Origin of the sequence: Dolomitihabitans soli, assembly GCF_022213955.1 — a bacterium.
GTDB lineage: Bacteria > Actinomycetota > Actinomycetes > Streptosporangiales > Streptosporangiaceae > Streptosporangium_A > Streptosporangium_A soli.
The window spans coordinates 1-25,002 of record NZ_JAKNTW010000055.1; the positions used below are offsets into that span (position 1 = coordinate 1).

The 25,002-nt window shown below is 67.9% G+C and carries 21 protein-coding genes; 16 read left to right on the forward strand and 5 right to left on the reverse strand.

Annotated features, from left to right (window positions below; genetic code table 11):
* The first annotated feature begins 173 nt into the window (after positions 1-173).
* Entirely contained in the window at positions 174-296 is a 123-nt protein-coding gene (locus MBA17_RS50130; RefSeq protein ID WP_274387095.1) for a glycoside hydrolase family protein, read from the forward strand.
* A 752-nt stretch (positions 297-1,048) separates the two neighbouring features.
* On the opposite strand, the gene MBA17_RS48390 is transcribed toward MBA17_RS50130, so the two are convergent.
* Positions 1,049-1,792: a FadR/GntR family transcriptional regulator gene (locus MBA17_RS48390; protein ID WP_238505723.1), complete on the reverse strand. Its 744-nt coding sequence runs from the start codon at positions 1,790-1,792 to the stop codon at positions 1,049-1,051.
* A 906-nt stretch (positions 1,793-2,698) separates the two neighbouring features.
* Here MBA17_RS48390 and MBA17_RS48395 point away from each other — a divergent pair.
* The 3 genes from MBA17_RS48395 (at position 2,699) to MBA17_RS48405 (ending at position 7,299) form a co-directional block, all read left to right on the forward strand.
* Positions 2,699-4,045: a lectin gene (locus MBA17_RS48395; RefSeq protein ID WP_238505724.1), complete on the forward strand. Its 1,347-nt coding sequence runs from the start codon at positions 2,699-2,701 to the stop codon at positions 4,043-4,045.
* 279 nt (positions 4,046-4,324) lie between these two features.
* Positions 4,325-6,709 carry a ricin-type beta-trefoil lectin domain protein gene (locus MBA17_RS48400; RefSeq protein ID WP_238505725.1) on the forward strand — a complete coding sequence of 795 codons (2,385 nt, stop codon included), beginning with the start codon at positions 4,325-4,327 and terminating at the stop codon, positions 6,707-6,709.
* 206 nt (positions 6,710-6,915) lie between these two features.
* On the forward strand, positions 6,916-7,299 hold the full coding sequence (locus MBA17_RS48405) for a MerR family transcriptional regulator (RefSeq protein WP_238505726.1): 384 nt from the start codon (positions 6,916-6,918) through the stop codon (positions 7,297-7,299).
* A gap of 59 nt (positions 7,300-7,358) precedes the next feature.
* Here the strand turns inward: MBA17_RS48405 and MBA17_RS48410 are convergent, their stop codons facing one another.
* Positions 7,359-7,490 (reverse strand): fumarylacetoacetate hydrolase family protein, encoded by a 132-nt coding sequence (locus MBA17_RS48410; RefSeq protein ID WP_238505727.1) that lies wholly within the window; start codon positions 7,488-7,490, stop codon positions 7,359-7,361.
* A gap of 48 nt (positions 7,491-7,538) precedes the next feature.
* Positions 7,539-8,306: a FadR/GntR family transcriptional regulator gene (locus tag MBA17_RS48415; protein ID WP_238505728.1), complete on the reverse strand. Its 768-nt coding sequence runs from the start codon at positions 8,304-8,306 to the stop codon at positions 7,539-7,541.
* Between the two features lie 140 nt (positions 8,307-8,446).
* On the opposite strand from MBA17_RS48415, the gene MBA17_RS48420 reads away from it, so the two are divergent.
* The 10 genes from MBA17_RS48420 to MBA17_RS48465 all read left to right on the forward strand — a co-directional run bounded on the left by MBA17_RS48420 (position 8,447) and on the right by MBA17_RS48465 (position 22,080).
* On the forward strand, positions 8,447-9,721 hold the full coding sequence (locus MBA17_RS48420) for an ABC transporter substrate-binding protein (protein WP_238505729.1): 1,275 nt from the start codon (positions 8,447-8,449) through the stop codon (positions 9,719-9,721).
* A gap of 118 nt (positions 9,722-9,839) precedes the next feature.
* Positions 9,840-10,700, forward strand: a complete 861-nt coding sequence (locus tag MBA17_RS48425; RefSeq protein ID WP_238505730.1) for a carbohydrate ABC transporter permease — start codon at positions 9,840-9,842, stop codon at positions 10,698-10,700.
* The gene (locus tag MBA17_RS48430; RefSeq protein WP_238505731.1) at positions 10,700-11,527 is read left to right on the forward strand and encodes a carbohydrate ABC transporter permease; all 828 of its coding nucleotides are present in this window, start codon (positions 10,700-10,702) and stop codon (positions 11,525-11,527) included. Before MBA17_RS48425 ends, MBA17_RS48430 begins: the two co-directional genes overlap by 1 nt.
* Position 11,528: 1 nt before the next feature.
* Positions 11,529-12,746 (forward strand): mandelate racemase/muconate lactonizing enzyme family protein, encoded by a 1,218-nt coding sequence (locus tag MBA17_RS48435; RefSeq protein ID WP_238505732.1) that lies wholly within the window; start codon positions 11,529-11,531, stop codon positions 12,744-12,746.
* Positions 12,747-12,971: 225 nt separating this feature from the next.
* Complete coding sequence (locus tag MBA17_RS48440; RefSeq protein ID WP_238505733.1) at positions 12,972-15,827, forward strand: glycosyl hydrolase family 95 catalytic domain-containing protein; 2,856 nt, start codon at positions 12,972-12,974, stop codon at positions 15,825-15,827.
* A 495-nt stretch (positions 15,828-16,322) separates the two neighbouring features.
* Positions 16,323-17,966 (forward strand): glycoside hydrolase family 27 protein, encoded by a 1,644-nt coding sequence (locus MBA17_RS48445; protein ID WP_238505734.1) that lies wholly within the window; start codon positions 16,323-16,325, stop codon positions 17,964-17,966.
* Positions 17,967-18,700: 734 nt separating this feature from the next.
* Positions 18,701-19,678 carry a hypothetical protein gene (locus MBA17_RS48450; protein WP_238505735.1) on the forward strand — a complete coding sequence of 326 codons (978 nt, stop codon included), beginning with the start codon at positions 18,701-18,703 and terminating at the stop codon, positions 19,676-19,678.
* 14 nt (positions 19,679-19,692) lie between these two features.
* Positions 19,693-20,931 (forward strand): sensor histidine kinase, encoded by a 1,239-nt coding sequence (locus tag MBA17_RS50890; RefSeq protein WP_238505736.1) that lies wholly within the window; start codon positions 19,693-19,695, stop codon positions 20,929-20,931.
* Positions 20,932-20,953: 22 nt separating this feature from the next.
* On the forward strand, positions 20,954-21,595 hold the full coding sequence (locus MBA17_RS48460) for a response regulator transcription factor (protein WP_238505737.1): 642 nt from the start codon (positions 20,954-20,956) through the stop codon (positions 21,593-21,595).
* Between the two features lie 131 nt (positions 21,596-21,726).
* Positions 21,727-22,080: a hypothetical protein gene (locus tag MBA17_RS48465; protein WP_238505738.1), complete on the forward strand. Its 354-nt coding sequence runs from the start codon at positions 21,727-21,729 to the stop codon at positions 22,078-22,080.
* Positions 22,081-22,221: 141 nt separating this feature from the next.
* Here the strand turns inward: MBA17_RS48465 and MBA17_RS48470 are convergent, their stop codons facing one another.
* Entirely contained in the window at positions 22,222-22,386 is a 165-nt protein-coding gene (locus tag MBA17_RS48470; RefSeq protein ID WP_238505739.1) for a hypothetical protein, read from the reverse strand.
* Between the two features lie 214 nt (positions 22,387-22,600).
* A complete protein-coding gene (locus MBA17_RS48475; protein ID WP_238505740.1) occupies positions 22,601-22,957 on the reverse strand; it encodes a MerR family transcriptional regulator in 357 nt (118 codons plus the stop codon).
* 414 nt (positions 22,958-23,371) lie between these two features.
* Between MBA17_RS48475 and MBA17_RS48480 the strand changes: the two genes are divergently transcribed.
* Both MBA17_RS48480 and MBA17_RS48485 read left to right on the forward strand, forming a co-directional pair.
* Positions 23,372-24,277, forward strand: a complete 906-nt coding sequence (locus tag MBA17_RS48480; RefSeq protein WP_455432995.1) for an NADP-dependent oxidoreductase — start codon at positions 23,372-23,374, stop codon at positions 24,275-24,277.
* A 473-nt stretch (positions 24,278-24,750) separates the two neighbouring features.
* Positions 24,751-24,954: a hypothetical protein gene (locus tag MBA17_RS48485; RefSeq protein WP_238505742.1), complete on the forward strand. Its 204-nt coding sequence runs from the start codon at positions 24,751-24,753 to the stop codon at positions 24,952-24,954.
* Positions 24,955-25,002 lie beyond the last annotated feature (48 nt).

Sequence of the window (25,002 nt, forward strand, 5' to 3'; positions counted from 1 at the left end):
CTCCTCTACCAAGGACGCAACCCCAACTCCGGCGGCGACTACGGCCTCCTCCCCTACCGGCCAGGCCTGCTGACACTCCAACGCTGACGGCGTGACACAGATCCGGCTCGAAGGTTCCCGACGTTCACCACAAACGCGTACGCCCATCGGGTGAGCGCCGCGATCAGGACCGGGTGGAGCCGGAGCGGCGGGCTCGGCGCAAGACCGAGCCCGCCCGGGTCACGCGGAGAGCCCAGATCATCCTGCTGATCGTCGAAGCCATCGGATTCAACGGCCGGCGCTGGTTCCGCTCCTGAACCTCCCCCGGCATCACCGCCATCGGCACCATCGGGTCCTGCAACGGCGGAAGCAACCAACGCTGGACCAGGGGCTGATTCCACCGAGTGAACCGCCCGGAACGGTCGGCGCCCTGGGCGGGTTCTTCACCCGGTCGATCCGAAGCCGGTCCGCGGGAAGCTCACCCGGACCGCCTCGACGTGGAAGGCCGTCGAACCGTTTCCCGGCGCTGGGTCTGGACGACGACAACGTTCACCGAGTTCTAGGCGTCCCGGCATCGAAGGCGGCTGATCCTCGTGAGTCCTCCAGGATGTCCTGTGCGAGGAGGGCCGGTGACGGTAACGCTCACATCCTTAGTCAACCGGGTTGGACAGAGCGTCTGGGGCGGGACGCTCGAGTCGAGTGTTTTTGTTAGCGCTCACATGAGTTCATCGAGACCTGTCCTCTGCCCGGCGGGCTTGGTTGTGGGTAGTGCGGCAGAGTAGACACGAAGCGAGGAAGGCCTGTCAAGAATCGAGTGGTTCTTGCGTTCCGGGCGTTTGTTCGGCGAGCGGGTCTCATCTGCTTTCACCCAAGAGCGTTCGCTCTTCCCGAGAGCGCGGCGCGGTGAAACTTTCACCCGTGACCGTCCTGCGGCGGTCGGGCGGCACCTCGCACTCTCCTCCCGAGCAGAGCGGTCATCGGCGCACGTGGGCTTCTGCCAGCCACTGCCAGCGACCGGCGCGACGGCGGCGCCGCGCCCGCGCTACCAGCGCAATCTGCTCACGGGGAATCAATCGGTCGGCGAGAAGATGCGCTGCTGGATCTCCCTGCGGTAGTCGTCCAGCGTGTTGTCGATGTGTGTCGCCGCGGCCTGGGCCGCCGCTTCCGGGTCGCCGACGCGGATGGCCTGGTAGATGGCGTCGTGTTCCTCAACGGCCTTGGCCGCGTGCCCGCCTACCGAGCCGCGCAGTCCGATGAGGTTGGACTGGGCCTGCAGCCGGCGGGCCTCTCGCACCGCTATCTGCAGGAACATGTTGTGCGAGGCTGTCGCGATGGCGGTGTGGAACGCGTCATCGCCCTCGTTGAACAGATCCTCGCGTCCGGTGTCGAATCCGTAGCGGCACACCCCTGCCGACTTCTCGATGTCTCCCAGTTCCGCCGGGGTGGCGCGGCGGGCGGCCAGCCGGCTGGTCTCCATCTCCTGGGCCCGGCGGAACTCGAAGAGCATGTAGATGTGGTCCAGGTCGGTGGGCAGGAAGAAGGAGGCCCAGCGTCCGGTGCCGAGCATCCCCTCGTCGTCGGCCACGTAGAGACCGCGCCCCTTCTGGGCGCGTACCCGGCCGAGCGCCGAGAGTATCTTCACCGCCTCGCGCACGACGGTTCGGCTCGTGCCCAGTTGCCGGGCCAGTTCGTTCTCGGTGGGCATACGGTCGCCGGGCCGCAGGCGCAACCGACTGATCAACTCCAGCACCTGCTCCGCGGCCACCTCGTAGCCCGGCCGGTATGGGCCTTTCGCACGCGGAGTATCGATCACGCTGCCCGTTCTCCCTCCCTGCCACCACCTCCTCAAGAGTACGACCAACTGAGGCCCGGATCGGTATCAATCCTTCCCGCCCGCCCCGGCATTGAATGCTATACATCTGACGCGCTACCAAATTCTTGAACCGGGCGGGTGGAAGGGGAAGGCCATCTAGCTGTACTTATGCTGGGAAGAGCTCCCACTCTGGCAAGGACCTCCTTGTGAGGAGTCAGAAATAAGTGGGCTTAAGGTCTTGACGCGCCTCAGCGTGAGGAACGTAATTAGTAGCTAAGTCTCCGGGACATCTCCTGTCGGAGGTCTCCTCGGCTGGACCGCATCTGGAGTGGGGCACTCCGCGGCGGTCGTGCATCGTGGCCTGACCGCCGCGACTCTCGCAGTCCCTCAGATCACACCCCCCTCGCGGTGCCACTCGCCGGACACCGCGGTATGTCTGGAGAATCACGTGAGCGATCGGACTCAGCCACGCGGAAGCGACCGATGCCGGGGCGACCGGCTGTCGGCGCTGAGCGTGGGACGGTACTCGCCGTGCTCGCCGGCCGTGCCACCGCCATGAGGGCGGCTTCAAGCAGGCCACGCGGATCAACGGCGGCAAACCGATGGCGTAGGCGGACTTCACCAGGCAGCTCGCGGCTGAGCCGTACCGGCCGAAGCCACCGGAGATAGGGACGGACATCGTCGTCCACGACGGTGACGCCGACGGTTCCGGCCGCCTCGAACCAGGGCGCGGCCGTACGGCGGCGCCGGCAAGAACCGGCCAGACGTGGTGTTCGGCGCGGAAACCAACGAAACGGCGTTGAGCCGCCACCCGGCCGGCTGAGGCTCCCACCCCCCAATGAAGGAGAACCCAGTGGTGTACCCATCCAGACGTGTCGACATTCGAACCGCAGAGGGAGTCGCGTGATGTCGAAGCGCAGATCCATCTTCGGAGTGATCGCGGTCGCGGCACTTCTCGTCGTGTCCATGGGTCACGCGGCGCTGAGCAACAGCCTCGGCGGAACCACCTCGTCCACGGGTGCCGGCGCCCTGGCGCCGACCGCCGGGTGCGGCAAGGCCCCGACGCTGGTGAGCGGTACGCATTCGATTCAGAGCGGCGGCAAGAATCGCTCCTTCATCCTGCGAACCCCCGACAACTACAACAACAACACGCCCTACCGGTTGATCTTCGCGTTCCACTGGCGGGGCGGCACCGCCAACGAAATCGACTCGGGCGGCACCAGCGGGTACCCCTGGTCCTTCTACGGCCTGCGGCAGATGTCGAACAACGGCGCGATCTTCGTCGCGCCCCAGGGCATCGGCAACGGCTGGGCCAATTCCGGCGGCGAGGACGTGACCCTCGTCGACGACCTGATCAGGCGGATCGAGGCGGACCTGTGCGTCGACACCGCGCAGCGCTTCGCTCTGGGCTTCAGCTACGGCGGCGGCATGAGTTACTCGCTCGCGTGCAGCAGGGCGACGGTCTTCCGTGCGGTCGCGGTCTACGCCGGCGCGCAGCTCAGCGGGTGCAGCGACGGCTCTCAGCCCATCGCGTACATGGGACTCCACGGCATCGGGGACTCGGTGCTCAACATCTCCCAGGGACGGTCGCTGCGTGACAGGTTCGTCAGGAACAACGGCTGTACCGCCCAGAACCCGCCCGAGCCGGGGTCGGGCAGCAGGACGCACATAACCACCACCTACTCGGGGTGCCGGGCCGGGTATCCGGTCGTGTGGGCCGCCTTCGACAACGGTCACATGCCCGGCCCAGTGGATGGGACCTACACGGAGAGCGGCATCACGACCTGGACCAAGGGAGAGGTGTGGAGGTTCTTCACGCAGTTCGGGACCACGCCCGAGCCCACTCCGACGCCGACGCCGACGACGGGGGCGGGTGCGATCCGGGGTGTGGGCTCGGGCAGGTGCCTCGATGTGAGCGGCGTCTCGCAGGCCAATGGCGCCCAGGTGCAGATCTGGGACTGCAACGGCCAGAACAACCAGCAGTGGGCATCGACCGGTGCGACTGAGCTGCGGGTCTACGGCAACAAGTGCCTGGACGTGAGCAACCAGAGCACCGCCGACGGCGCCCCGGTGCAGATCTGGGACTGCAACGGCCAGAACAACCAGAAGTGGCGGGTCAACTCCGACGGCACCATCACCGCCATCGGCGCGAACAAGTGCCTGGACGTACCCAACAGCGCCACGGCCAACGGCACCAAACTCGCCATCTGGTCCTGCCACGGCGGAAGCAACCAGCGCTGGACCAGGGGCTGATCCCTTTCCGGACCTCTGAGGCACCTTCAGGATCCCTCGCCGGGGAAAGCGACCGTCCCGGCGGGGGATCTCCTCCCACGGCAGGGCCACCTTCCCATGCTTACCCGCCCCAGAAGGTCAGCACGTCATCCGCACCCGGACGGCTGCGCCCTGGGTGTGCCACCCGGGCCGTGAGGCCGCGCGCTCGACGCGACGGCGGCACGAGGACCGGAGCCGCACCCGCCGGACCAGCTCCGATGGGACGTTCCGCCGAGCGCCCCCCACACATAAGGAAGTCCCATGTTTGGATTCTCGTACCCCGCGATGCGGAGGCTGGTGTTGGCCGGAGCCGCCGCGATGGGATTGACCGCCGCGGCCGCTCTGGTGGCGCCGGTCTCCCCCGCCCTGGCGGCCACCACGACTTTGTACGCCTCCCCTGCCGGTACCGGAACCAGTTGCTCCGCCGCTCAGCCGTGCTCGTTGCCCGCCGCGCAGACCGCGGTGCGGGCGCTCACCGGCGCGATGTCCGGTGACATCGTCGTGGAGCTGGCCGACGGGGTGTACCGGCTCTCCGCGCCGCTCCGGCTGACCGCCGCCGACTCCGGCAACAACGGCTACACCGTCAAATGGCAGGCCGCCGCAGGCGCCCGCCCCGTCGTCAGTGGCGCCAGGGCGGTCACCGGCTGGTCGCTCACCGACTCCGGGAAGAACATCTGGCAGGCCAACGTCGGCGCCGGGAGCGACACCCGGCAGCTCTACGTCAACGGCGCCATCGCGACGCGCGCACGTACCACCGTGAACCGGTCGGACTTCACCGCGAACAGCAGTGGCCTCGCCTTCACCAACGGAGCCCTGAACTATCTGAACACCCTCGCCAACAAGAACCGGGTCGAGATGGAGAGCGTCGGCTCGTTCACCGACCGGTACGTGACGGTGCAGAACATCAGCGGGAACTTCATCACGATGCAGCAGCCCGGCTGGAGCAACAACAACTTCGGGTACGACACCTTCACCAGCCCGCACCGGGCGGGTCCGCTCTATCTGGCCAACGCGTACGAGTTCCTCGACGCGCCGGGCGAGTGGCACATCAATCCCGGGACCGGTGTGCTGTCCTACATCCCGCTCGCCGGGCAGAACATGAGCAACGTCAGCGTGGAGCTGCCGGTGCTGCAGTCCCTGGTGAACGTCGGGGGCACCTACGACGCGCCCGCGCACCACATCACGTTCACCGGGATCACGTTCACCGGCACGACCTGGATGGGGCCCAGCAGCAACCAGGGCTACGTGGACCAGCAGACCGGCTCCTACATCGCGGGCAACTGGAGTTGGCCGAGCTTCACCTCCTGCCACAACGGCTGCCCGCAGTTCGAGGCCGCCCGGCCGAACTGGTACCAGATGCCCGCCGCCGTGCAGGTGTCCGCCGCCAACAACATCACCTTCAGCGACTCGCAGTTCGTCAACCTGGGTCAGACGGCCGTGGGCATCGGCAACGACGCCAACGGTCACACCAGCGGTGTCGGCCTGGGCGCGAGCAACATCACCGTCACCCGGTCCGAGATCGCCCGCAACTCGGCCGGCGGCATCGTGGTCGGCGGCGTGCGCGCCGACGCTCATCACCCCGGCGACCAGCGGATGGTCAACCGGAACATCACCGTCAGCAACAACCGCCTCCACGACCTCGGCGTGGAGTACCGGGGCATTGTCTCGGTCCTGACCACCTACGTCAACACCGCCACCATCTCCAACAACGAGGTCTACAACATGCCGTACACCGGTATGTCGATCGGGTACGGCTGGGGGGCCAACGACGCCGGCGGCAGTGAACACTACGCCGGCCGCGGCCTGTACAACTACCAGCCGCGGTACACCACGCCCACCACCGCGTCCAACAACCGGCTCACCGGTAACTACGTGCACGACGTCATGCAACAGATGAACGACGGCGGATGCATCTACACGTTGTCGGCGAACCCGAACGGATTGATCAGCGACAACTACTGCCTGCGGACCAACGGCTACTTCGGCATCTACTTCGACGAGGGCTCCCGCTACTACACCGCCCGCAACAACGTCTTCTCCTCCACCGGCACCTGGGCCACCGCCAACTACTGGTTCGCCGAGAACATGGGGAACTTCACCGTCACCAACAACTGGTCGACCAACAACAGCACCAACGTGACCAACGGCGACCGCGGCAACGTCGTCAACGGCAACGTCACGGTCACCAACGGCAACTGGCCGTCGGGCGCCCAGGCCGTGATGGCGTCCGCCGGGCCCCAGGGGGGCGGCAGCCAGCAGAACGTGCAGGTCGTCGGGGCCCAGTCGGGCCGCTGCGTCGACGTCAGCAACAGCAGCACCGCCAACGGAGCCCAGGCTCAAATCTGGGACTGCGGCGCCGGCGCCAACCAGCGCTGGACCCCCACCTCGGGCAAGCAGCTGATGGTGTACGGGAACAAGTGCCTGGACGCCTACGGTCAGGGAACCGGCAACGGCACCCAGGTGGTGATCTGGGACTGCAACGGGCAGGCGAACCAGCAGTGGAACGTCAACGCCAACGGCACCATCACGGGGGTGCAGTCGGGACTGTGCCTGGACGTGCCCAATGGCGCCACCGCCAACGGCGCCAAGCTCAACCTCTGGGCCTGCAACGGCGGCGCCAACCAGCGCTGGAGCCTGCGTAGCTGATCCAGCCATCTCATGCCTTCGCCGGGGCGGCCCACCGTCCCGGCGTAGGCCATCACCTGGACGTTCCGGCCGCGGAAGGCCGGGGCGGGCACAGACGGTCCCGGACGAACCACTGGTCCGGGACCGTCCGGGGGGACGTCGTCGCAGGAACGCGGTGCCGGGCATCCCCATTCCGCCGACACCACCGACACGAAGGAGAGCACCGCATGAGCACGCCGGGCGGCATCGACGACCTCCTGTGGCACCTGGAACGTGAAGGCCTCATCCTTCATCTCGGCATCGGTGACGCCACCGTGTGGTTCGCCGCCGAATTCCGCGAGCACATGATCGCCGAACGGCTGGCGATGCTGCCCGACGAGCCCTGGGTGAGCGTCGCCACGGCCGCCGCGGTGCTCAACGTTCCGCACTCCCACGTCATCGCCGAAGTTCACGCCGCCACCCTGGCCGGCCACGACAGCGGCCGGCAGGTCCAGGTGCGGCGCGAGGCCCTGGTGCGGCGCATCACCACCCTGGGCCTGCCCCATCCGGCTCCCTCCACCGAGCCCTCGAACCTCCCCGACAGCCCTGCGCGGGGGAACGCGTGTCCATAGCCGTCGGCATCACCGAGAGCGCTCCCGTGCCGCCGCGCTCGGGGAGCTTTCCTGCGCTCTCACGCCTGCCCTATCCGCTGCCGCCGGCGGCCGAGGCCGTCGATCTCGAGTTCGACCACGTCGCCCGCGCGCGGGTACGCCTCCGGGTCCATGCCGAGGGCGCCTCCCGCGTGGTTCACAGGCATGTCCATCGGGCCGAGCCTGACGGACGCCGCGTCCTGGTCGAGCGAGGTCGGCGCTCAACGCTCCAGGCGCACGGGGTCGTCCGGCCCGCCGCGGCGGACGAGCCAGGCGTCGGTGATGTGATTGAACATCGCCTCGGCGGCGCCGCCGGGGTCGTGGGCGGCGATGCGCTCGTAAATGCGGCGATGGCCGAGATTGGACGCCACGCACAGGGCCGGCTGGGGCTGGCCCATGTAGCGGGCGGTGTTGATGACCTGGCTTTCCAGGGCCCGCACCACGCCACGGGCGATACGGTTCCCGGACGTCTGCATGATCGTGTCATGGAAGGCGCGGTCGTGCTCGGCGTACGTGACATGGTCGTCCACGAGCTCGTCCATCCGATCCACCAGCGCACGCAGCCGGTCGATGGTGTCCTGATCCGCGAGGCGAGCGGCGAAGTTCGCCATGTCGGACTCCAGCACGCGCCGTGTGACGACGAGGTCGTCAAGGATCGCCAGGCTCTCATCCTCGGCGATAGTCGCCGCGAGGACGAGCTCGTCGAGCATGTCCCACATCGTCGGCGGGGTGACTATGGTGCCGCTGCCCTGGCGAACCTGCACCAGCCCCTTCTCCTGAAGGATCTTCACCGCTTCGCGGATGACGGTCCGGCTCACCGAGAAGGCATTGCAAAGCGCGGGTTCGGCGGGCAACGGCGTGCCGGAGGGGTGCACTCCCCGAACGATGCGCTCCACCAGTTCCGCCGTCACCGCCCTGGCGAGGTTGGCTGGCCGTCGCACCCACGCCGGGGATACGACGCTCGGCGGCGACTCCTGCGATGTCGTCATATCTCCTCCGGTGCCGCAAGCCGCGCCACATTCAACGTGAGTATATGTCACACGTATTGACGTCACACGTCATACGAATTACGTTTCGCCTCAAAAGCAGCGGCCGGGTGAGCCGGCCGTCCTCTGGAGAGTGAACAGCAATGAAGCAGCGAACACTGTGGTCGGCCATCCTGGTAGCGGGGCTGGCCTTGGCCGGCTGCGGAAGCGCCACACGGCCCGCATCGTCGCCGGGAGATTCCAGCAAGGTCACGAAGCTCGTGGTCTGGGACTGGAAATCCGGTGACGCGGCTGCGGCCTCCTACGTCCGTAAGGCGAAGGAGGACTTCGCCAAGAAGCATCCTGGTGTCACGGTCGAGTTCGTGGCCCAGCCGTTCGACCAGTACTACACCCTGCTGGGCGCGGCCATCCAGTCCAGCACGGGACCCGATGTCATGCTCTTCAACGGAGGTGGCCAGATCCGCGACCGCGTCGACGCGCTCCTTCCGCTCGACCAGTACGTGGCCGAGGACGAGCAGCGCCTGGCGGGCTGGGACGCGTTCAGCAAGGACGGCAAGATCTACGCCGCGCCGGTGACGTTGCAGGGCCATCCGATCTACTACAACAAGACGCTGTACGAGAAGTCGGGACTCGACCCGGCGAGCCCCGCCACGACATGGGACGAGTTCATCGACGACTGCGCCACCATCAAGAAGGCGACCGGGGTCAGGTGCTTCGCGCTCGGCAACAAGGAAGGCGCCGGCATCCAGTTCTTCCTCTCGGGCCTCGGCTCGGGCATCCTGACGCCGCAGGAGTACGACGACTGGATCGCCGGGAAGCGCGCCTGGACCTCTCCCAACGTGAAGCGGGTCTTCAAGCTGTGGAAGGAGGCCGGCGACTCGGGGCTGAACAACGACGGGGCCAACTCGACGGCGATGTTCAACGATGCCTTCGCCATCTTCAACTCCGGTAAGGCCGCCCACATCATCGGCCTGATGTCGGACATCGGGCACTGGAAGGACTTCAGCGAGTTCCTGGGAGCCGACAAGGTCGGCGTCATGCGCGCCCCGGTCGTCACCACCGGGGTCAGACCGACTCTTCCGTACGACGGTGGCATCGGCTACGCGGTCGCGAAGTGGGCGAAGGACCCGAAGCTGGCCGCCGACCTGGTGCGGTCGCTGACCACGACCGACGCCCTGACCTCCTTCTACTCCGACGCCGGCGCGATCGCGTCCGACACCACGATCGACGTGTCGCAGGGCCCAGCGGCCGTCGGCACGATCGTGTCCGAGATCAAGGGTGGTAAGCCCGCCCTGCATGTCGCATTGTCCTCGAAGACTCTGGATCTGATGGGCAGGCTGTCCCAGCAGCTTCTGAGCGGATCGGCGACCGTTGACGAGGCGGTGGAGCAACTGGCCGCCTCCGATCGGGAGAGCTGATCGCGTGGCGATCCGAGATACGTCACCATTGGCCCGCCCGGCCGACTCCGGGCGGGCCGGCGGAGGAGAGATCAGGCGGCGGGCACGCCACGGTGGCACCGGGACCATTTCCCGCACGTTGCGTTCCGAGCGCCTCGCGCCTTTCGTTCTGGTGGCTCCGGCCGTACTGATCATCGTGGCGCTGCGGTTGTGGCCGCTGCTCCTGGGCGTCAACTTCTCCTTCACGGGCGACGGCGAGCGCAACGGGACGATGGTCGGCCTCGACAACTACCTGGACCTGTTCCAGGACCCGTTGTTCCGCGGCGCGCTGCGCAACGTCGGACTGCTGGTGCTGCTGCTTCCCGTGGCGGTGGCCATCCCGGGCCTGCTCGCGACGTTCATCTATCTGCGCGTACCCGGACACCGGGTCTTCCGCAGCGTCTACTTCTTTCCGGCCGTGCTCTCGCCGGTGATCGTCGGTGCGATCTTCAACCTCATGCTCGCCTTCGACGGCCCGCTGAACACCGTTCTCGCGGGGATCGGCGTCGGCCCGATCGACTGGCTCGGCGACCCTGATGTCGCCATGTTCGCGGTTGTCGGCGTGCAGATCTGGGCGACGTTCGGGATGGCCCTGGTGGTGTTCCTCGCCGGCTTCGCCACCCTGGACTCCGCGCTCCTGGACGCGGCCCGGGTGGACGGCGCGTCGCTTCCCCAGATCATCTGGCACGTGATCATCCCAAGCCTGACCCGCACGATTCAGTTCGTCTTCGTGACCACCATGATCGGGATGCTGACGTCCATGTTCGGCCTGCTGTACGTCATGACCAGCGGTGGTCCGGAGGGGTCCACCTACCTGCCGGAGTACTACATCTGGATCCAGCAGGGTCAGATGAACCGCCCCGCGCTCGCCTCGGCGGCGTCGACGATCCTCTTCGTCATCATGCTCGTGGTGGGGCTCCTGCAGATCAGCGTGCTCCGCCGCGCCGGGAGGGAGGACTGATGCCCGGCAGCCGTCTGAGCAAGTGGGTGGTCGCCGTTCCGATGGCGCTCCTCGCGCTGGCGACGATCTACCCTCTCGTGTTCACCGCCAACGTCGCCATGAAGACCCGGCGTGACTACGTCCTCGACCGGTTCTCCCCGACGACTTCCCTGCACTGGGACAACATCGTCACCGCGTGGACCAGCGTCGGCATGGCACGCTACTTCGCCAACTCGGTCATCGTGGTGACGATCTCGGTGGTCGTCCTGCTGCTCCTCGGATCGATGGCGGGCTTCGCGCTGAGCCAGTTGCGGTTTCGCGGTTCCAAGGCGCTTTTCCTGGGCTGTCTCGCGGCACTGTTCATCCCGTTTCAGGTGATCATGGTGCCGCTCGCACGGGTCATGGCGGATAGCGGCCTCATCGACACCTACCCGGGACTGATCCTGGCGTACGTCGCACAGTTCCTCCCGTTCACGATCTTCCTGATGACGAGTTACTACAAGACCATTCCGCCGGAAATAGTCGACGCGGCGAGAATCGACGGGAACACGACGTACGGCGTCTACCGGCGGATCATGCTGCCGATGGGCACTCCGGCCCTCCTGTCGGTCGGCATTCTCAATGCCCTGTTCTGCTGGAACGACGTGCTCATCTCCCTGCTGATGATGCCGTCGGCCGACCACCGCACCCTCATGGTCGGGGTCACCGCGCTGCGTGGACAGTACTCCGACGACATCCCCACCTTCGCCTCCGGGGTTCTCATCGCCGCCGTCCCCGTGTTAATGATCTATCTCTTTCTCCAGCGCCAGATCGCCGACGGCGTCACCGCCGGCTCCACGAAGGGCTGACATGCGGATTTCGGGGTATCGCACGTTGACGACGGTCCAGGAATGGGACCGTCCGGTCGGTGACGCCAACGGCGTCTACGCCGATGGGGTCGTTCCGGTGTCGATCATCATGGTGGACACCGACGAGGGGATCACCGGTGTCGGCATCGGGCCGCACGTGGAGCTCGACAGCGTCTTCGCCGCCATCGAGGGTGAGGATCCGCGCGGCGTGACGGCGCTGTACGACCGCATGCTGCGGCAGACCTTCAAGGCGGGCCACGCGGGCGCGGTGTTCGGGACGATCGGCGCGCTCGACACCGCCCTGTGGGACATCAAGGCCAAGGCGGCCGGTGAACCGCTCTGGCGTCTGCTGGGCGGGCGTGACAGGCGCGTTCCCGCCTACGCCTCGGGCCTGGACATCGGCCTGACCGACGACGAACTCGTCTCGGTGTACGAGGTCTACGCCCAGCACGGTCTACGGGCGGCCAAGATCAAGGGCGGCCTCGACATCGAGCGGGACCGACACCGCCTGACTCTGGTCCAGGAGGTCCTGACCGAGGCCGGGCACGGAAGGCGGCCGGGCCTGATGCTCGACGCGAACGAAGCCTGGTCGCGCAAGCAGGCGATCCGGCACGTCTGCGAGCTTGAGCGCACCCTGGATCTCAGCTGGATCGAGGAGCCCGTCCGGCGGTGGGACGCCGAGGGCCTGGCCGTCGTCGGCCGTGGGATCCGCGCGTCGGTCGCCACCGGGGAGAACCTCACCGGGCTTGAGCAGTATCGTCCGCTGCTGGCCGCGGGGGCCGTCGACATCGTCCAGACGGCCGCGGTCTGGGGAGTCACGCACTTTCTGCGGGTGTCCGTCCTGGCTCACGCCCACGATCTGCCGGTCAGCCCGATCGGCAACATCCCGGTCGCCCTGCTGCACGCCGCGACGTCGGTGCCGAATCACATGGCCAGCGAGCTGCAGGATCTGCAGCCGCCGCTCGGGGTGTCCGTCGACCTGTGCGTCGAGGACGGCGCGTTCCTCCTCGGGGACTCGCCCGGCCTAGGCCTCACGATCGACGAGGACGTCATCAGAGGGCTCACCCGCCGGCCGGGCACCCTGACGGCCGACGGTCCCGGCGTTCGGCCGGAACAGGCCGGCCGGCGGCTGCTGGCGGTGGCCGATCACGGTCGCGTCGCACAGCAGCGCCGGCTCAGCCCCTTGGTTGTGAACCTGCGCGATCGAACGCCGAGGTGACTCCCACCGTTCGACACCGACCGTCCATGTCTTCTCCTCTACCTGATCCAGACCGTCCTCACCCTGGCCGGCGTGCCCGCCCAGAGGATCCAGGTTCTCAACGGCGCCATCATCCTGTCCCGCCTCACCAAAGGAAAGCCCAGGAATAACCCGCCTCAGATACCCCTTTCCGTTCCTCCGCCGCGGCACCCCCAAGTGCCACACCCCCTACCGATTGGAACGACCATGTCCGACGAGCACCACCTGACACGAAGGCGACTGATCCAGATCGGAACAGCCGGAGCCGGCGCTCTGCTGTTACCGCCGCAATGGACGGCGGTCGCGCGGGCCGCGTCGGCGCCCCCTCCGGAGGTGAGCGCCGCCAACGATCTGGCGCTGTGGTACGACGAGAGCGCCGGCACGGACTGGCTGCGCGCCCTTCCGATCGGCAACGGCCGCCTGGGCGCCATGGTGTTCGGCAACGTCGACACCGAACGGCTGCAGCTCAACGAGGACACCGTCTGGGCCGGTGGACCGTACGACCAGAGCAATCCCAGGGGCGCGGCGGCGCTGGGGCAGATCCGGCAGTTGGTCTTCCAGAACCAGTGGAGCCAGGCCCAGACCCTGGTCGACCAGAACATGCTCGGGAGCCCCGCGGGCCAGCTGGCCTACCAGACCGTCGGCAACCTGCGGCTCAGCTTCGGCAGTGCCGCCGGGGTCTCGGAGTACAACCGCTACCTGGACCTGACCACGGCCACCACGACGGTGTCGTACCTGCAGAACGGCGTGCGATACCAGCGCGAGACGTTCGCGAGCGCGCCGGACCAGGTGATCGTCATGCGCCTGACCGCTGACAGGCCCGGCTCGATCACGTTCTCCGCGACCTTCGACAGCCCCCAGCGGACCACGCGATCCAGCCCGGACGGCGCGACGGTGGCGCTCGACGGCGTCTCGGGCGACATGGAGGGCAAGACCGGCGCGGTCCGGTTCCTCGGACTGGCCCGGGCCGTCGTCGAAGGCGGCACCGTCAGCAGCTCCGGCGGCACGCTGCGGGTGACGTCCGCGACCAGCGTGACGGTGCTGATCTCCATCGGCTCCAGCTACCGCAACTTCCGCGACGTCGGCGGCGACTACCAGGGCATCGCGCGGCAGCATCTCAACGCCGCCGTCGCCGGGACCTACGCCGACCTGCGCGCCCGGCACGTCGCCGACTACCAACGGCTGTTCGGGCGCACGACGCTCGACCTCGGCCGCACCGCGGCGGCCGACCAGCCGACCGACGTGCGGATCGCGCAGCACGCGAGCACCAACGACCCGCAGTTCTCGGTGCTGCTGTTCCAGTTCGGCCGATACCTGCTGATCTCCTCCTCCCGGCCCGGTACCCAGCCGGCCAACCTGCAGGGCATCTGGAACGACTCGCTGGCGCCGTCCTGGGACTCGAAATACACCATCAACGCCAACCTGCCGATGAACTACTGGCCGGCCGACACGACGAACCTGTCGGAGTGCTTCGAGCCGGTGTTCAAAATGATCAACGATCTCACGGTCAGCGGCGCCCGCACGGCCCAGGTCCAGTACAACGCCGGCGGCTGGGTGACCCACCACAACACCGACGCGTGGCGGGGAACGTCGGTCGTCGACGGCGCGCTCTGGGGCATGTGGCAGACCGGCGGCGCGTGGCTGGCCACCCTGATCTGGGAGCACTACACCTTCACCGGCGACATCGAGTTCCTCCGGCAGTACTACCCCGCGATGAAAGGCGCCGCGCAGTTCTTCCTCGATACCCTCGTGCAGGAACCGAGCCTCGGGTATCTGGTCACGAACCCGTCGAACTCCCCGGAACTGGCCCACCACAGCGGCGTCAGCGTCTGCGCCGGCCCCACGATGGACAACCAGATCCTGCGCGACCTGTTCAACGGCTGCGCCAAGGCCGGCCAGGCGCTCGGCGTCGACGCCACCTTCCGGACGCAGGTTCTGGCCGCCCGGGACCGGCTCCCTCCGATGAAGACCGGCTCGCGCGGCAACATCCAGGAGTGGTTGCACGACTGGGTCGAGACCGAGCCCGCCCACCGCCACATCTCCCACCTGTACGGCCTGCATCCCAGCAACCAGATCACCAAGCGTGGCACCCCGGCGCTGTACACCGCCGCGCGGCGGACCCTCGAACTGCGCGGCGACGACGGGACCGGCTGGTCACTCGCCTGGAAGATCAACTACTGGGCGCGGATGGAGGAAGGCGCCCGCGCGCACACCCTGCTCCGCCTCCTGGTGACGACGGCCCGGCTCGCGCCGAACATGTTCGACCTGCATCCCCCGTTCCAGATCGACGGCAACTTCGGCGCCACGTCCGGTATCGCGGAGATGCTCCTGCAGAGCCACAACGGCGAACTGCACGTGCTCCCGGCGCTGCCGGCCGCCTGGCCGGCCGGGAAGGTGCAGGGTCTGCGGGGGCGCGGCGGCTACACCGTGGACACGACGTGGAGCTCAGGCGCGGCGACCGAGATTCTCGTCAGGTTCGACCGCGACGGAACCGTCAACGTGCGCAACCGGATCTTCACCGGCACCTACCAGGTGGTCGACACCACGAACGGCGGCACCGTCACCGTCACCAAACCCGAGTCCGACGTCATCGCGCTGACCGGCCAGGCGGGCCGCACGTACCGCCTGACAGGGTCCGGCGCACCCCCGACGAGCTATGTGCGGATCGCCAACGTGACCACCGGCCTGGTCCTGGACAGCGGCGGCAACGTCACCTCAGGATCGAACCTCAAGCAGTGGAACTACGACGGCAGCGCCAACCTGCAGTGGCAGCTCGTGGATCTGGGCGGCGGCTGGTACCGCGTGGTCAACCGCACCAACGGCATGGTCATCGACAGCTGGGGCAACACCGCCAACGGCGCCAACGCCCGGCAGGCGGCCTGGAACGGCGGCAACAACCAGCAGTGGCGGCTCAACAGCATGGGCGACGGCCGCCACCAGATCATCAACCGCGGCACCGGCACGGCCCTGGACGGCATGGGCAACAACACCGCCGGCTCCACCGTGGCGATGTGGACGCCCAACACCAACACCAACAACCAATGGACCATCACGGGCGTGTGACGGTCCCCGACCTGATCCGTAGGCGCTTCGCCACAGCCGGCCACCGATCGCGGCGACGCACATCCCGGTGTGCACGTCGTGCGCCGAAACGGCTGTTTGCGCTAACAGCCGCGTTATCCCTACCAGCCAGGTTACGAGATTGGCTTCGGTGAATCTTTCACTTGCGCAGGCGCCGTCAGGTGATCTCTCTCCGGACGAATGTCCAGGCAGGGAAGCATGCCGACGGCGATGCCCAGGTCAACGAGGGCCGCAACTCGTTGACGCCGATCGACCAGTTGGATGTACTCCGCGACATCACCCCACTCAGGAGCAGGCCACAAAATATCCGGAATCTCAAATGTTAGCGATAACAACTCGAATTGCAGACACCTGGCGGCCACCTGCGCCAGTCCGTGATCCTGACGCGTTTCCGACCGAGTAACCGCCGGGCCCACGGTGCGGTAAGCGCCATCCCGCCCCGTAGGCCCGGCCTCCATCCACTGAGGAGCGATGTCCATGAGAAGGAAACGAACGCGCGCGCTGCTGACCGCCGCGGTGCTGGCCATGGTGGCGGTCACCCCGGCCGTTCCCGCGCAGGCGCTGAACAACGGCGTGGGCCGAACCCCGCCCATGGGGTGGAACACCTGGAACACCTTCGGCTGCAACATCAACGAGACACTGATCCGGCAGACCGCCGACGCCCTGGTCAGCAACGGCATGCGCGACCTGGGGTACCAGTACGTCGTCGTCGACGACTGCTGGTTCGACCCCAACCGCGACTCCGCCGGCAACCTCCAGGCCAACCTGTCGCGGTTCCCGAGCGGGATGAAGGCGCTCGGCGACTACCTGCACGCCCGAGGGCTGAAGTTCGGCCTCTACCAGGCGCCCCTGGACAAGACCTGCGCCCAGTACTTCAACTCCTACCCGGGCGCGACCGGCAGCCTCAACCACGAGGTCCAGGACGCCCGGCAGTTCGCGGCCTGGGGCGTCGACTACCTCAAGTACGACTGGTGCTCACCCACCGGCACCATCGACGACCAGGTGCGCACCTTCGCGAAGATGCGCGACGCCTTGGCGGCCACCGGGCGGCCGATCCTCTACAGCATCAACTCCAACAGCATCCACGAGAAGACCGGCCCGCAACGCAACTGGGGTGACGTCGCCAACATCTGGCGGACGACCGAGGACATCACCAACGCCTGGAACACGGGCCAGACCAACGGCTACCCGATGGGCATCCAGAACATCGTCAACGTCAACGCGCCGCTGTCGGGCTACGCCGCGCCGGGGCAGTTCAACGACCCCGACATGATGGTGGTCGGCCGGGGCGGCATGACCGACACCGAGATGCGCAGCCACTTCGCCCTGTGGGCCATCATGGCCGCGCCTCTGATCGCCGGGAACGACGTCCGGAACATGGACAACGCGACCGCCACGATCTTGAAGAACCAGCACCTGACCGCCATCAACCAGGACTCGCTCGGCCTTCAGGCCACCCAGATCAGCAACGACGGCACGCGCCGCATCCTCGCCAAACGCCTGAGCAACGGCGACGTCGCGGTCGCCCTGTTCAACCAGGGCGGCAGCACGACCACGATCAGCACCACCGCGTCCGCCATCGGCCTGTCCGGCAGCTCCTTCAGCCTGCGTGACGCCTGGACGAACGCCGTCACCACGACCACCGGCGCCATCTCGGCGAGCGTCCCGTCCCACGGCACCGTCGTGTTCCGGGTCAGCGGCGGCACGCCCAATCCCACGCCCACGCCTTCCCCGTCCACGTCGCGCATCCAGGGCGTGGGGTCGGGCCGGTGCCTGGACGTGACCGGCGCCTCGCAGGCCAACGGCACTCAGGTGGTGATCTGGGACTGCAACGGCCAGAACAACCAGCAGTGGGCCTCCACCGCCGCCGGTGAACTGCGGGTCTACGGCAACAAGTGCCTGGACGTCAACAACAACGGCACCGCCGACGGAACCGGCGTCCTCATCTGGGACTGCAACGGCCAGAACAACCAGAAGTGGCGCTTCAACACCGATGGCACCATCACCGCCGTCGGCGCGAACAAATGCCTGGACGTCGCCAACAACGCCACGACCAACAACGCCAGACTCCAGATCTGGACATGCACCGGCGGCTCCAACCAACGCTGGACCCGCGGGTGATCCTCTCGTCCGCCGCGCCTTGAAAGGCCGTTAGACGGCCTCAGCGGCCAAAGGTCCCGAACGGAAAGCCAAGCCCCCTGCCGCCCTCCTTTCGACCGGGCGGCAGGGCTTGCGCGGTCGTGGTCAGCGGCCCCAGATCCGCCGGGTCCGGTTCAGGGGACTGCCCTGTCCGGCCGGGTTGGACGTCCACTGGTGGACAGGCGCCCGGGGCGGCGGAGATCGTGCTCACGTCCAGGCGCTTCCCGCTGTGCACGCCCGCAAGATCCTGAACGTGACCGTGGACGACACCCACATCGCCATCAGGTTCTACGGCAACCGGACCCGAGGGTGATCGCGTCGGCTGACCGTCGGCTTCATGGGGACTGGCAAGCGCTCATCATCGGCATGGCTACGAAGTCGTCTCCTTTACAAAGAAGCGGATGGTCTTGGTGGTCAGCCCGCTCGTGGCGGCGAGGTCGCCGATGCGCATACCGCCAGGCCAAGCCTTGACCTTCCAGTGCGCTGGGAGGTCTACCGTCAGTGCAGTACAGGTCGCGTGGGGGGAGCGCGGATGCGGCTATCGGCACCGGACGATCGAACCTCGCCCCGAACTCACCGCGGCTGACAGGTCCTCCTCGGGGACGACGCCGTCGCGACCTTCGGAGGACCTCGTCGAGACCCGGTGACGATGTGCGAGGCACCGTCGCGGCGGCAGATTGAGCCGGGTGAACACCTCTCATCCAGGAAATCGCCGTATGGTCGTGCCAGTCCTGATCATCGGGGTCTGGTCCGTGAGCTATCTGGCCCTCGGCCTGCTCTGGGCTCTCGGAGGGCCCGGATATCCGTTCGACGCAGGCCGCGCGGGCGCGGGCCAAACCCTGCTCGACCCCGTTCCGGCGGCGGTCGGCGGGAGCGTGCTGGCGCTGTCGGCGCTGGTGGCCACCGGCGTCGCCGTGCTCGCCGCCAGGGGCCCGCTCAACCGGGCCCCCGCCGTGGTGGCTGTCGTGGCCGGCGTCGGCCTGGCGGTGGTGCTGCCCGACGTACGCATCATGATGACCGCAGGGTACCTGCCGGTGATGCTGGCCGCCGCGCTCATCGGCCAGGCCGAGTTCTCGCTGATCGCGAGCATGCTGACCTGGCCGATCGTCAACCTGCTCATCATGACGGCAGTCGGTGTCAGCCTGATGGTCACGGGAACGCGGGCGCTCCTCGGAGGGCGCAGGCAGCCCTTCAGCGCCGTCGGCGCGCTCAGGATCGGGCGGTACGCGACAGTCGTCGCGGTCGCCGTCCCGGTCGTCTATGCCGTCACCCGCTTGGGCTGGCTCCTGGGCGTGCCCGTCGGCATCAGCGACGAGTTCCTGGCCTACATCGCCGAGATCACCCCGATCGGCGCCGGTCTCGCCGTTCTCGGCCTCATCGGGGCGGGTCTGACCGTCGGCCTGGTCCGGCCGTGGGGTGAGATCTGGCCGCGCTGGGTGCCGTTCCTGCGCGGGCGGCCGATTCCGGCGCGTTTCCCGGCCTACTCGGCGCTGGCCGTGTCCCTCCCCATCACGTCCGCTGGGCTGATGTACGTGCGTAAGAAGCTCACCGGTGAGCAGGCCGGCCCGGCGGGGTCGGCCGACGAGCTGGGCGCCTGGCTGCCGGAGATGTTGTGGCCGCTGTGGGGAGCGGCCCTGGCGGTGGCCGCTGTGGCGTACCTCAGCCGGCGCCGGCACCTCGCTCACGAATGGTGACGATAATGGTGGGTGTGAAGGAGTCCCCGTTCCCTGCCGGCGCCGCGGTGGACTCGTTTCTCCACAGGCATCAGATGGGCGCCGACGCCGTGCTCGCCGTCCTGCTCGTGCTGCCGCTCGGCCTGGTCTCGTTTAGCTTGCTCCGGGCCTCGGACAGTCCGGTGTCCCTCCGCCTGCTCGCGGGTCTCGGCGTGCTGGTGCTGCATGGTTGCGTCGTCCCGCGTCGCGTGCGCCCGACGGCGGCGTACGGCCTGGCCGCGGCGGCGATGCTGTTGCTGGTGGTGCTGCCGCCCCTGCACGACCCGGGCGGCACCTACTATCCGTCGGTGCTGCTGCCGAGCTCACTGGTCTTCGGGCTGCTCCTCTACACGGTGTCCGGTCGGCTCGGCCTGCTGCCCAGCCTGGTCTGCCTGGCCGTCTCCCTGGCCGGAGTGCTCCTGATCCTGGGGCGATTGTGGAATCCGGCCTCGTGGGGCGGCTCGTCGGGCTCCTATGGGCTGGTCGCGTGGCGGATCGGGCTGGCGGTCGGCCTGGTCGCCGCGGCGGCGTGCCTCTGGTCGCTGGGCCGTCTCAGCCGGATACGCATGTTGTTCCTGGCCGAGCTCAGAGCGAAGGCCGAGCGCGCCGAGGCCGACCGCGCCCGGGAGCGGTCGGAGGCGGCACGGGCGGAGCGCGACCGGATCAGCCGCGAAATGCACGACGTGGTGTCCCACTCCCTCGCCGTCATGGTCAGCCAGGCGGAGGGCGGCAGGCTGTCCGATCCGGACTCGCCCCAGGCGGGCGTGTTCGCCACCATTGCCGGGGTCGGCCGCGACGCCCTGCGCGACATGCGCGGGCTGCTGAACGTGGTCCGCGCCGACGGCGGCACCGCTCCGCAGCCGGGCCTCGGGGACCTCGACGACATGCTCGCCCAGGTGCGCAGTACGGGCGTACGCGTCGCCGTACAGGAACTCGGCGATGACCGGCCGCTGCGCCCCGCCGTCGACCTGACCGCCTATCGCGTCATCCAGGAAGGGCTGACCAACGTCATCAAGCACGCGGGGGCTACGGCCGTCGCCGACCTGACGCTCGCGTGGCGTCCGGACGGACTGCACATCACCATCACGGATGACGGCGCCGGGCCGCCCGCCGAGGAGCCCGGCGTCGGTCTGACCGGGATGCGCGAACGCCTCAGCATGGTGGGCGGAACCCTGGAGGCCGGCAGACGGCCCGGGGCGGGGTACGTACTGTCGGTCGCCCTGCCCTATGAGTGAGGAGCTTCCCATCATAAGGATCATGATCGTCGATGATCAGGAACTGCTGCGCAACGGCCTGACCATGGTCGTCAGGTCCCAGCCCGACGTGGAGGTGGTCGCGGAGGCCGCTGACGGCCTGGAGGCCCTGAAGGCGCTGGAGTCGCGGCGCGTCGACGTGGTGGTGATGGACATCCGCATGCCCCGGATGGACGGTGTCACCGCCACCCGGGAGATCCAGCGGATGGAGGACCCGCCGAAGGTGCTGGCGCTGACCACGTTCGACCTCGACGAGCACGCCCTGGCCGCGCTTCGCGCGGGCGCGAGCGGGTTCATGCTGAAGGACGCGCCGGGGGAGGAGATCATCGCCGCGATCAGGCACGTGCACCGGGGCGACTCGATCATCGCACCCTCCACGACCCGGCGGCTCATCGGGCGGCTCGTCGCGAAGACCGACACCGCCCCGGACGCTGTGCTCAAGGTGCTCACGAAGCGTGAGCGTGAGGTCTTCCTCGGCCTGGCGCGGGGCGCGTCCAACGCCGAGATCGGGGCCGATCTGTTCCTGTCGGAGACCACGGTCAAGACACACGTGGGGCGCATTCTGACGAAGCTCGGGCTGCGCGACCGGGTCCAGGCGGTGGTCCTGGCCTACGAGTCCGGCGTTGTCACTCCAGGCGAGCGCTAGTGGGTGTTTGATCCTGTGAATTCCGTCTGGCTTGGTTGTCGTTTGCTTAGGTCCCGTGTCCTGATTCTGGCCGCGTCATCAAGATTCGGCCGGCCCGCCCCCACGATGAACGGCGGCAAGATCCGGTGCCCATGACGGGATGGTCGGTCCTGGCCGTCCCCGGGCGCACCCCTCCTCAATCGCCCACGCACGTCGCAGACGTGCATGTGGCGCTCACCGTGGAGGCAGACCCCGCCCTGCCCCGCAGCCTCGGGGTCATGGTGCACCCGCCGGGGCCGTCGATGGACATGCGCTATGTGCGTCTTCCCGGTGACGATCGGCCCTTTCCCGATGACCATCAGCGCCGGCCATCTACCGCGCTTCTTTCCGCGGGGGAACGGTCGTGCCAGACGGCGGGCATGCTCACACTGGCCGCCGGCCGGGACGGCTCCCTTCTCGAACCCGTCGAGGTGGGCGTCGGCACGTTCACCGTCGTGCGGTGGTAGCCCAACGACACGATCCCCGCTGGGTGTATGAGGTCGTGGAGGTCACCGAGTTGCCCATCCCTCGAGAACTCCGCGACCCCACGTGCATGATCGGCCCGAAGGTCTGGGTGGTGCGCCGGATCCGCTGCCTTGCTCCCTGGCTCATACCCCGGCAACGTCCTCGCTCGGGGCTGCTGCTGGCACCATCAGGTGGACTGGCGCCAGGCCGCCGCGATAGCAGTTCATCTCGTCCGCCAGGCCCACGCGGACGGCCTTCCGGGCGAGGACATCGGCGACTTCGTCATGGATCGCGTCCACGACGAACACGAAGATCTCGGTGACAGGGAAAGGACCGCGATCGTCTTGCTGGTCGGCATCGCTGCCGACCTGCCCTGCCCACCGCTGCCCGGCGTGTGTCCGGGGCAGCGAGAGCGACGAACTCTGTCTCGACGGCCTCCGGATACGCCTGGGGCTTCCCGTGGCCGGCCAGTGCCCGGTAGATGCCGGATAGGTCGGGGCCCCACCCCTCGCGACGGGTTGATCAGTCCTGCGCCACGTTCGCCGCGGCCACATTCTCGATCACGCGGCCGAGTTTGGTCTTGGCCCGGGTCAGGTCCTCGATGCGTGCGGCGATGCGGTCGCGTTCGATGATGAGCTGGTCGAGCATGGCGGGGGTCGCGACGCCGGTGCTCACGCACGGCAGGAGTTCGACGACGGTACGGCTGGAGAGGCCGGCCGCGAAGAGGTCCTGGATGAGCTGGACCCGCTCCAGGGCTTCGTCGGGATAGTCACGCTGCCCACCGGACGTCCGCGCCGATTCCAGGAGCCGCTGTTCCTCGTAGTAGCGCAGTGCCCGCACGCTGACCCCTGACCGCCTGGCAAGCTGTCCGATGCGCATGACGCAGGTCACTCCCTTCCCGCTCGTACCTCACGTTGACGTCAGGTTTAGGCTAGCAGTACCGGCTCCGGGGGCAGCCCTGGGGGCCGATTGAACCGTTGCGGGCGCCGAGATTGATCATGACCCGGTGGCATTCACGCGGTTTACGTACGCACGGCAGTCCTCGCGTCGTGCCGGGATCGCCGAGCCCCCCCGAGGGCACACGGGTGTCGACCGTGACGGGCGGCGTGATCCCTCGTAGTGGCGCAGGCCCCCACGCTCACCCCCGCCCGCTCGGCAACCTCACCCATCCGCGCCTGCCCTCCTCCGGCCGGGCGGCAGTTGCGGCTTGCACCTCACGTCAACGTCAGGTTCTAGAGTGACGAGCGTCGGATGAACACGTCATTCCGGCCCATCAAAGTAAGGCAGACCATTATGCGCGCAGCCCGGTTCCACGAATACGGCGGAGCGGAGAGCCTGGTGATCAAGCAGGCCCCCGACCCGCACCCCGGAGTTGGTGAGATCCGTGTCCGCGTCGCGGCGGCCAGTGTCAATCCCATCGACTGGAAGCTGCGCGCCGGCGCCCTGCAGCAGCTGATTCCCCTGGAGCTACCCGCCATTCCCGGGCGCGACGCCGCCGGGGTGGTCGACGAGATCGGTGACGGAGTGCAGGGGGTGAGCATCGGCGACCGCGTCTTCGGGCTGGGCGGTGTCACCGGCGCAACCGCGGAGCTGGTCATCCTCTCGGCCTGGGCCCACGCCCCCGACACGTGGAACGACGAGCAGGCCGCGGGCGCCGGTCTCGCGTCCGTGACCGCGATGCGCGGCCTGAACGCGCTCGGCTCCCTCGCGGGGCGCACCCTTCTCGTCGAGGGCGCCGCCGGTGGCGTGGGCAGCGCGGCGGTCGAGATCGCGGTAGCGCAAGGTGCCACTGTGATCGGGACAGCCAGTGAACGCAACCACGAGTTCCTCACCGCACTCGGCGCCGTTCCCACCACCTACGGCCCCGGCCTCGCGCAGCGTCTGTCCGCGCTCGCGCCGCGCGGAGTCGACACAGCGCTCGACACCGCGGCCTCCGGATCGCTGGACGACCTCGTCGCGATCACAGGTGACCCGACGCGCGTCGCGACGGTCGCCGACCATGCGGGCGGGCAGCGCCTGGGCACGCATGTGGTCAACGCGGAGAACGATTCCACCCTCCTGTCCGCAGCCGCGGAACTGGGCCGGCAAGGCCGCTACACACCCCGTATCGAACAGGCCTACCCCCTGGAGCGGATCGCCGACGCCCACGCGCACGCCGAGCGCGGACGCACCCGAGGAAAGATCGTGATCTGCATCTGAACAGGCCGATCTGTATCTGAACAGGCCCACGAGGTAGGTAACTCGCAACGTGCGGGCCTGCGTGGCGAGCGTGCCCTCGATCGGTACCGGCGAGCGGGCGGTCCGGAGCGGGCCGATCTCCATGGCGCCTCGTCAAGCAGGCCGCCCTCACTCGGGCACCGCACGTGGCACCTGAGCCGTCGTCCACGGGGCACTAGCCTCATCCAGCTTCAGCAGCCCCGTGAGAGGGGTTCAAATACGGGTTCTAACCGCTCACCGCACCGCGCACCTTCCGCCAGTGGTGCGAGGAGCACCGCGCCGACTTCAACTGACACCGCACGAACGGTGAAGTGCCGTGCATGTGCACGCGCGACGACGCCCTGCTCTCACGGTTACGGGTCTGCCGCGTGGACGCCTGTGTCTACGCGGCAGACCCGTAATGGTGCTCATGATCACGCAGGAGTGATCGCGAAACTGTGAAGCCTAGAGGACATGTGACGAAATCCGACAAAGAGATCATGGAAATCCTTGAGGCGTATGACCTGACCGGGACCGTCTGGTCAGCGGCGACCTTGGCGAGACACGACGACGGGGACACCGCCGAAGCGTTCTACAGGATGGTTGCGTCCACGGAAGTGGTGTATGAGTTTGGCCTGGTGACAGGCGTGGCGTCGTTAATGAGGACGGCCATCGCGTGATCCTTCGAGTGCGAAAGTACAAGATCGAAGGAGAACAAAGCGATGGCC

Excerpts from the sequence above, each read along its gene's own strand:
- MBA17_RS48395 (WP_238505724.1), top strand. The coding sequence starts at position 2,699 with ATGTCGAAGCGCAGATCCATCTTCGGAGTGATCGCGGTCGCGGCACTT.
- MBA17_RS48400 (WP_238505725.1), top strand. The coding sequence starts at position 4,325 with ATGTTTGGATTCTCGTACCCCGCGATGCGGAGGCTGGTGTTGGCCGGA.
- MBA17_RS48405 (WP_238505726.1), top strand. The coding sequence starts at position 6,916 with ATGAGCACGCCGGGCGGCATCGACGACCTCCTGTGGCACCTGGAACGT.
- MBA17_RS48410 (WP_238505727.1), bottom strand. The coding sequence starts at position 7,490 with ATGGACATGCCTGTGAACCACGCGGGAGGCGCCCTCGGCATGGACCCG.
- MBA17_RS48415 (WP_238505728.1), bottom strand. The coding sequence starts at position 8,306 with ATGACGACATCGCAGGAGTCGCCGCCGAGCGTCGTATCCCCGGCGTGG.
- MBA17_RS48420 (WP_238505729.1), top strand. The coding sequence starts at position 8,447 with ATGAAGCAGCGAACACTGTGGTCGGCCATCCTGGTAGCGGGGCTGGCC.
- MBA17_RS48430 (WP_238505731.1), top strand. The coding sequence starts at position 10,700 with ATGCCCGGCAGCCGTCTGAGCAAGTGGGTGGTCGCCGTTCCGATGGCG.
- MBA17_RS48435 (WP_238505732.1), top strand. The coding sequence starts at position 11,529 with ATGCGGATTTCGGGGTATCGCACGTTGACGACGGTCCAGGAATGGGAC.
- MBA17_RS48440 (WP_238505733.1), top strand. The coding sequence starts at position 12,972 with ATGTCCGACGAGCACCACCTGACACGAAGGCGACTGATCCAGATCGGA.
- MBA17_RS48445 (WP_238505734.1), top strand. The coding sequence starts at position 16,323 with ATGAGAAGGAAACGAACGCGCGCGCTGCTGACCGCCGCGGTGCTGGCC.
- MBA17_RS48450 (WP_238505735.1), top strand. The coding sequence starts at position 18,701 with ATGGTCGTGCCAGTCCTGATCATCGGGGTCTGGTCCGTGAGCTATCTG.
- MBA17_RS48460 (WP_238505737.1), top strand. The coding sequence starts at position 20,954 with ATGATCGTCGATGATCAGGAACTGCTGCGCAACGGCCTGACCATGGTC.
- MBA17_RS48465 (WP_238505738.1), top strand. The coding sequence starts at position 21,727 with ATGACGGGATGGTCGGTCCTGGCCGTCCCCGGGCGCACCCCTCCTCAA.
- MBA17_RS48475 (WP_238505740.1), bottom strand. The coding sequence starts at position 22,957 with ATGCGCATCGGACAGCTTGCCAGGCGGTCAGGGGTCAGCGTGCGGGCA.
- MBA17_RS48480 (WP_455432995.1), top strand. The coding sequence starts at position 23,372 with ATGCGCGCAGCCCGGTTCCACGAATACGGCGGAGCGGAGAGCCTGGTG.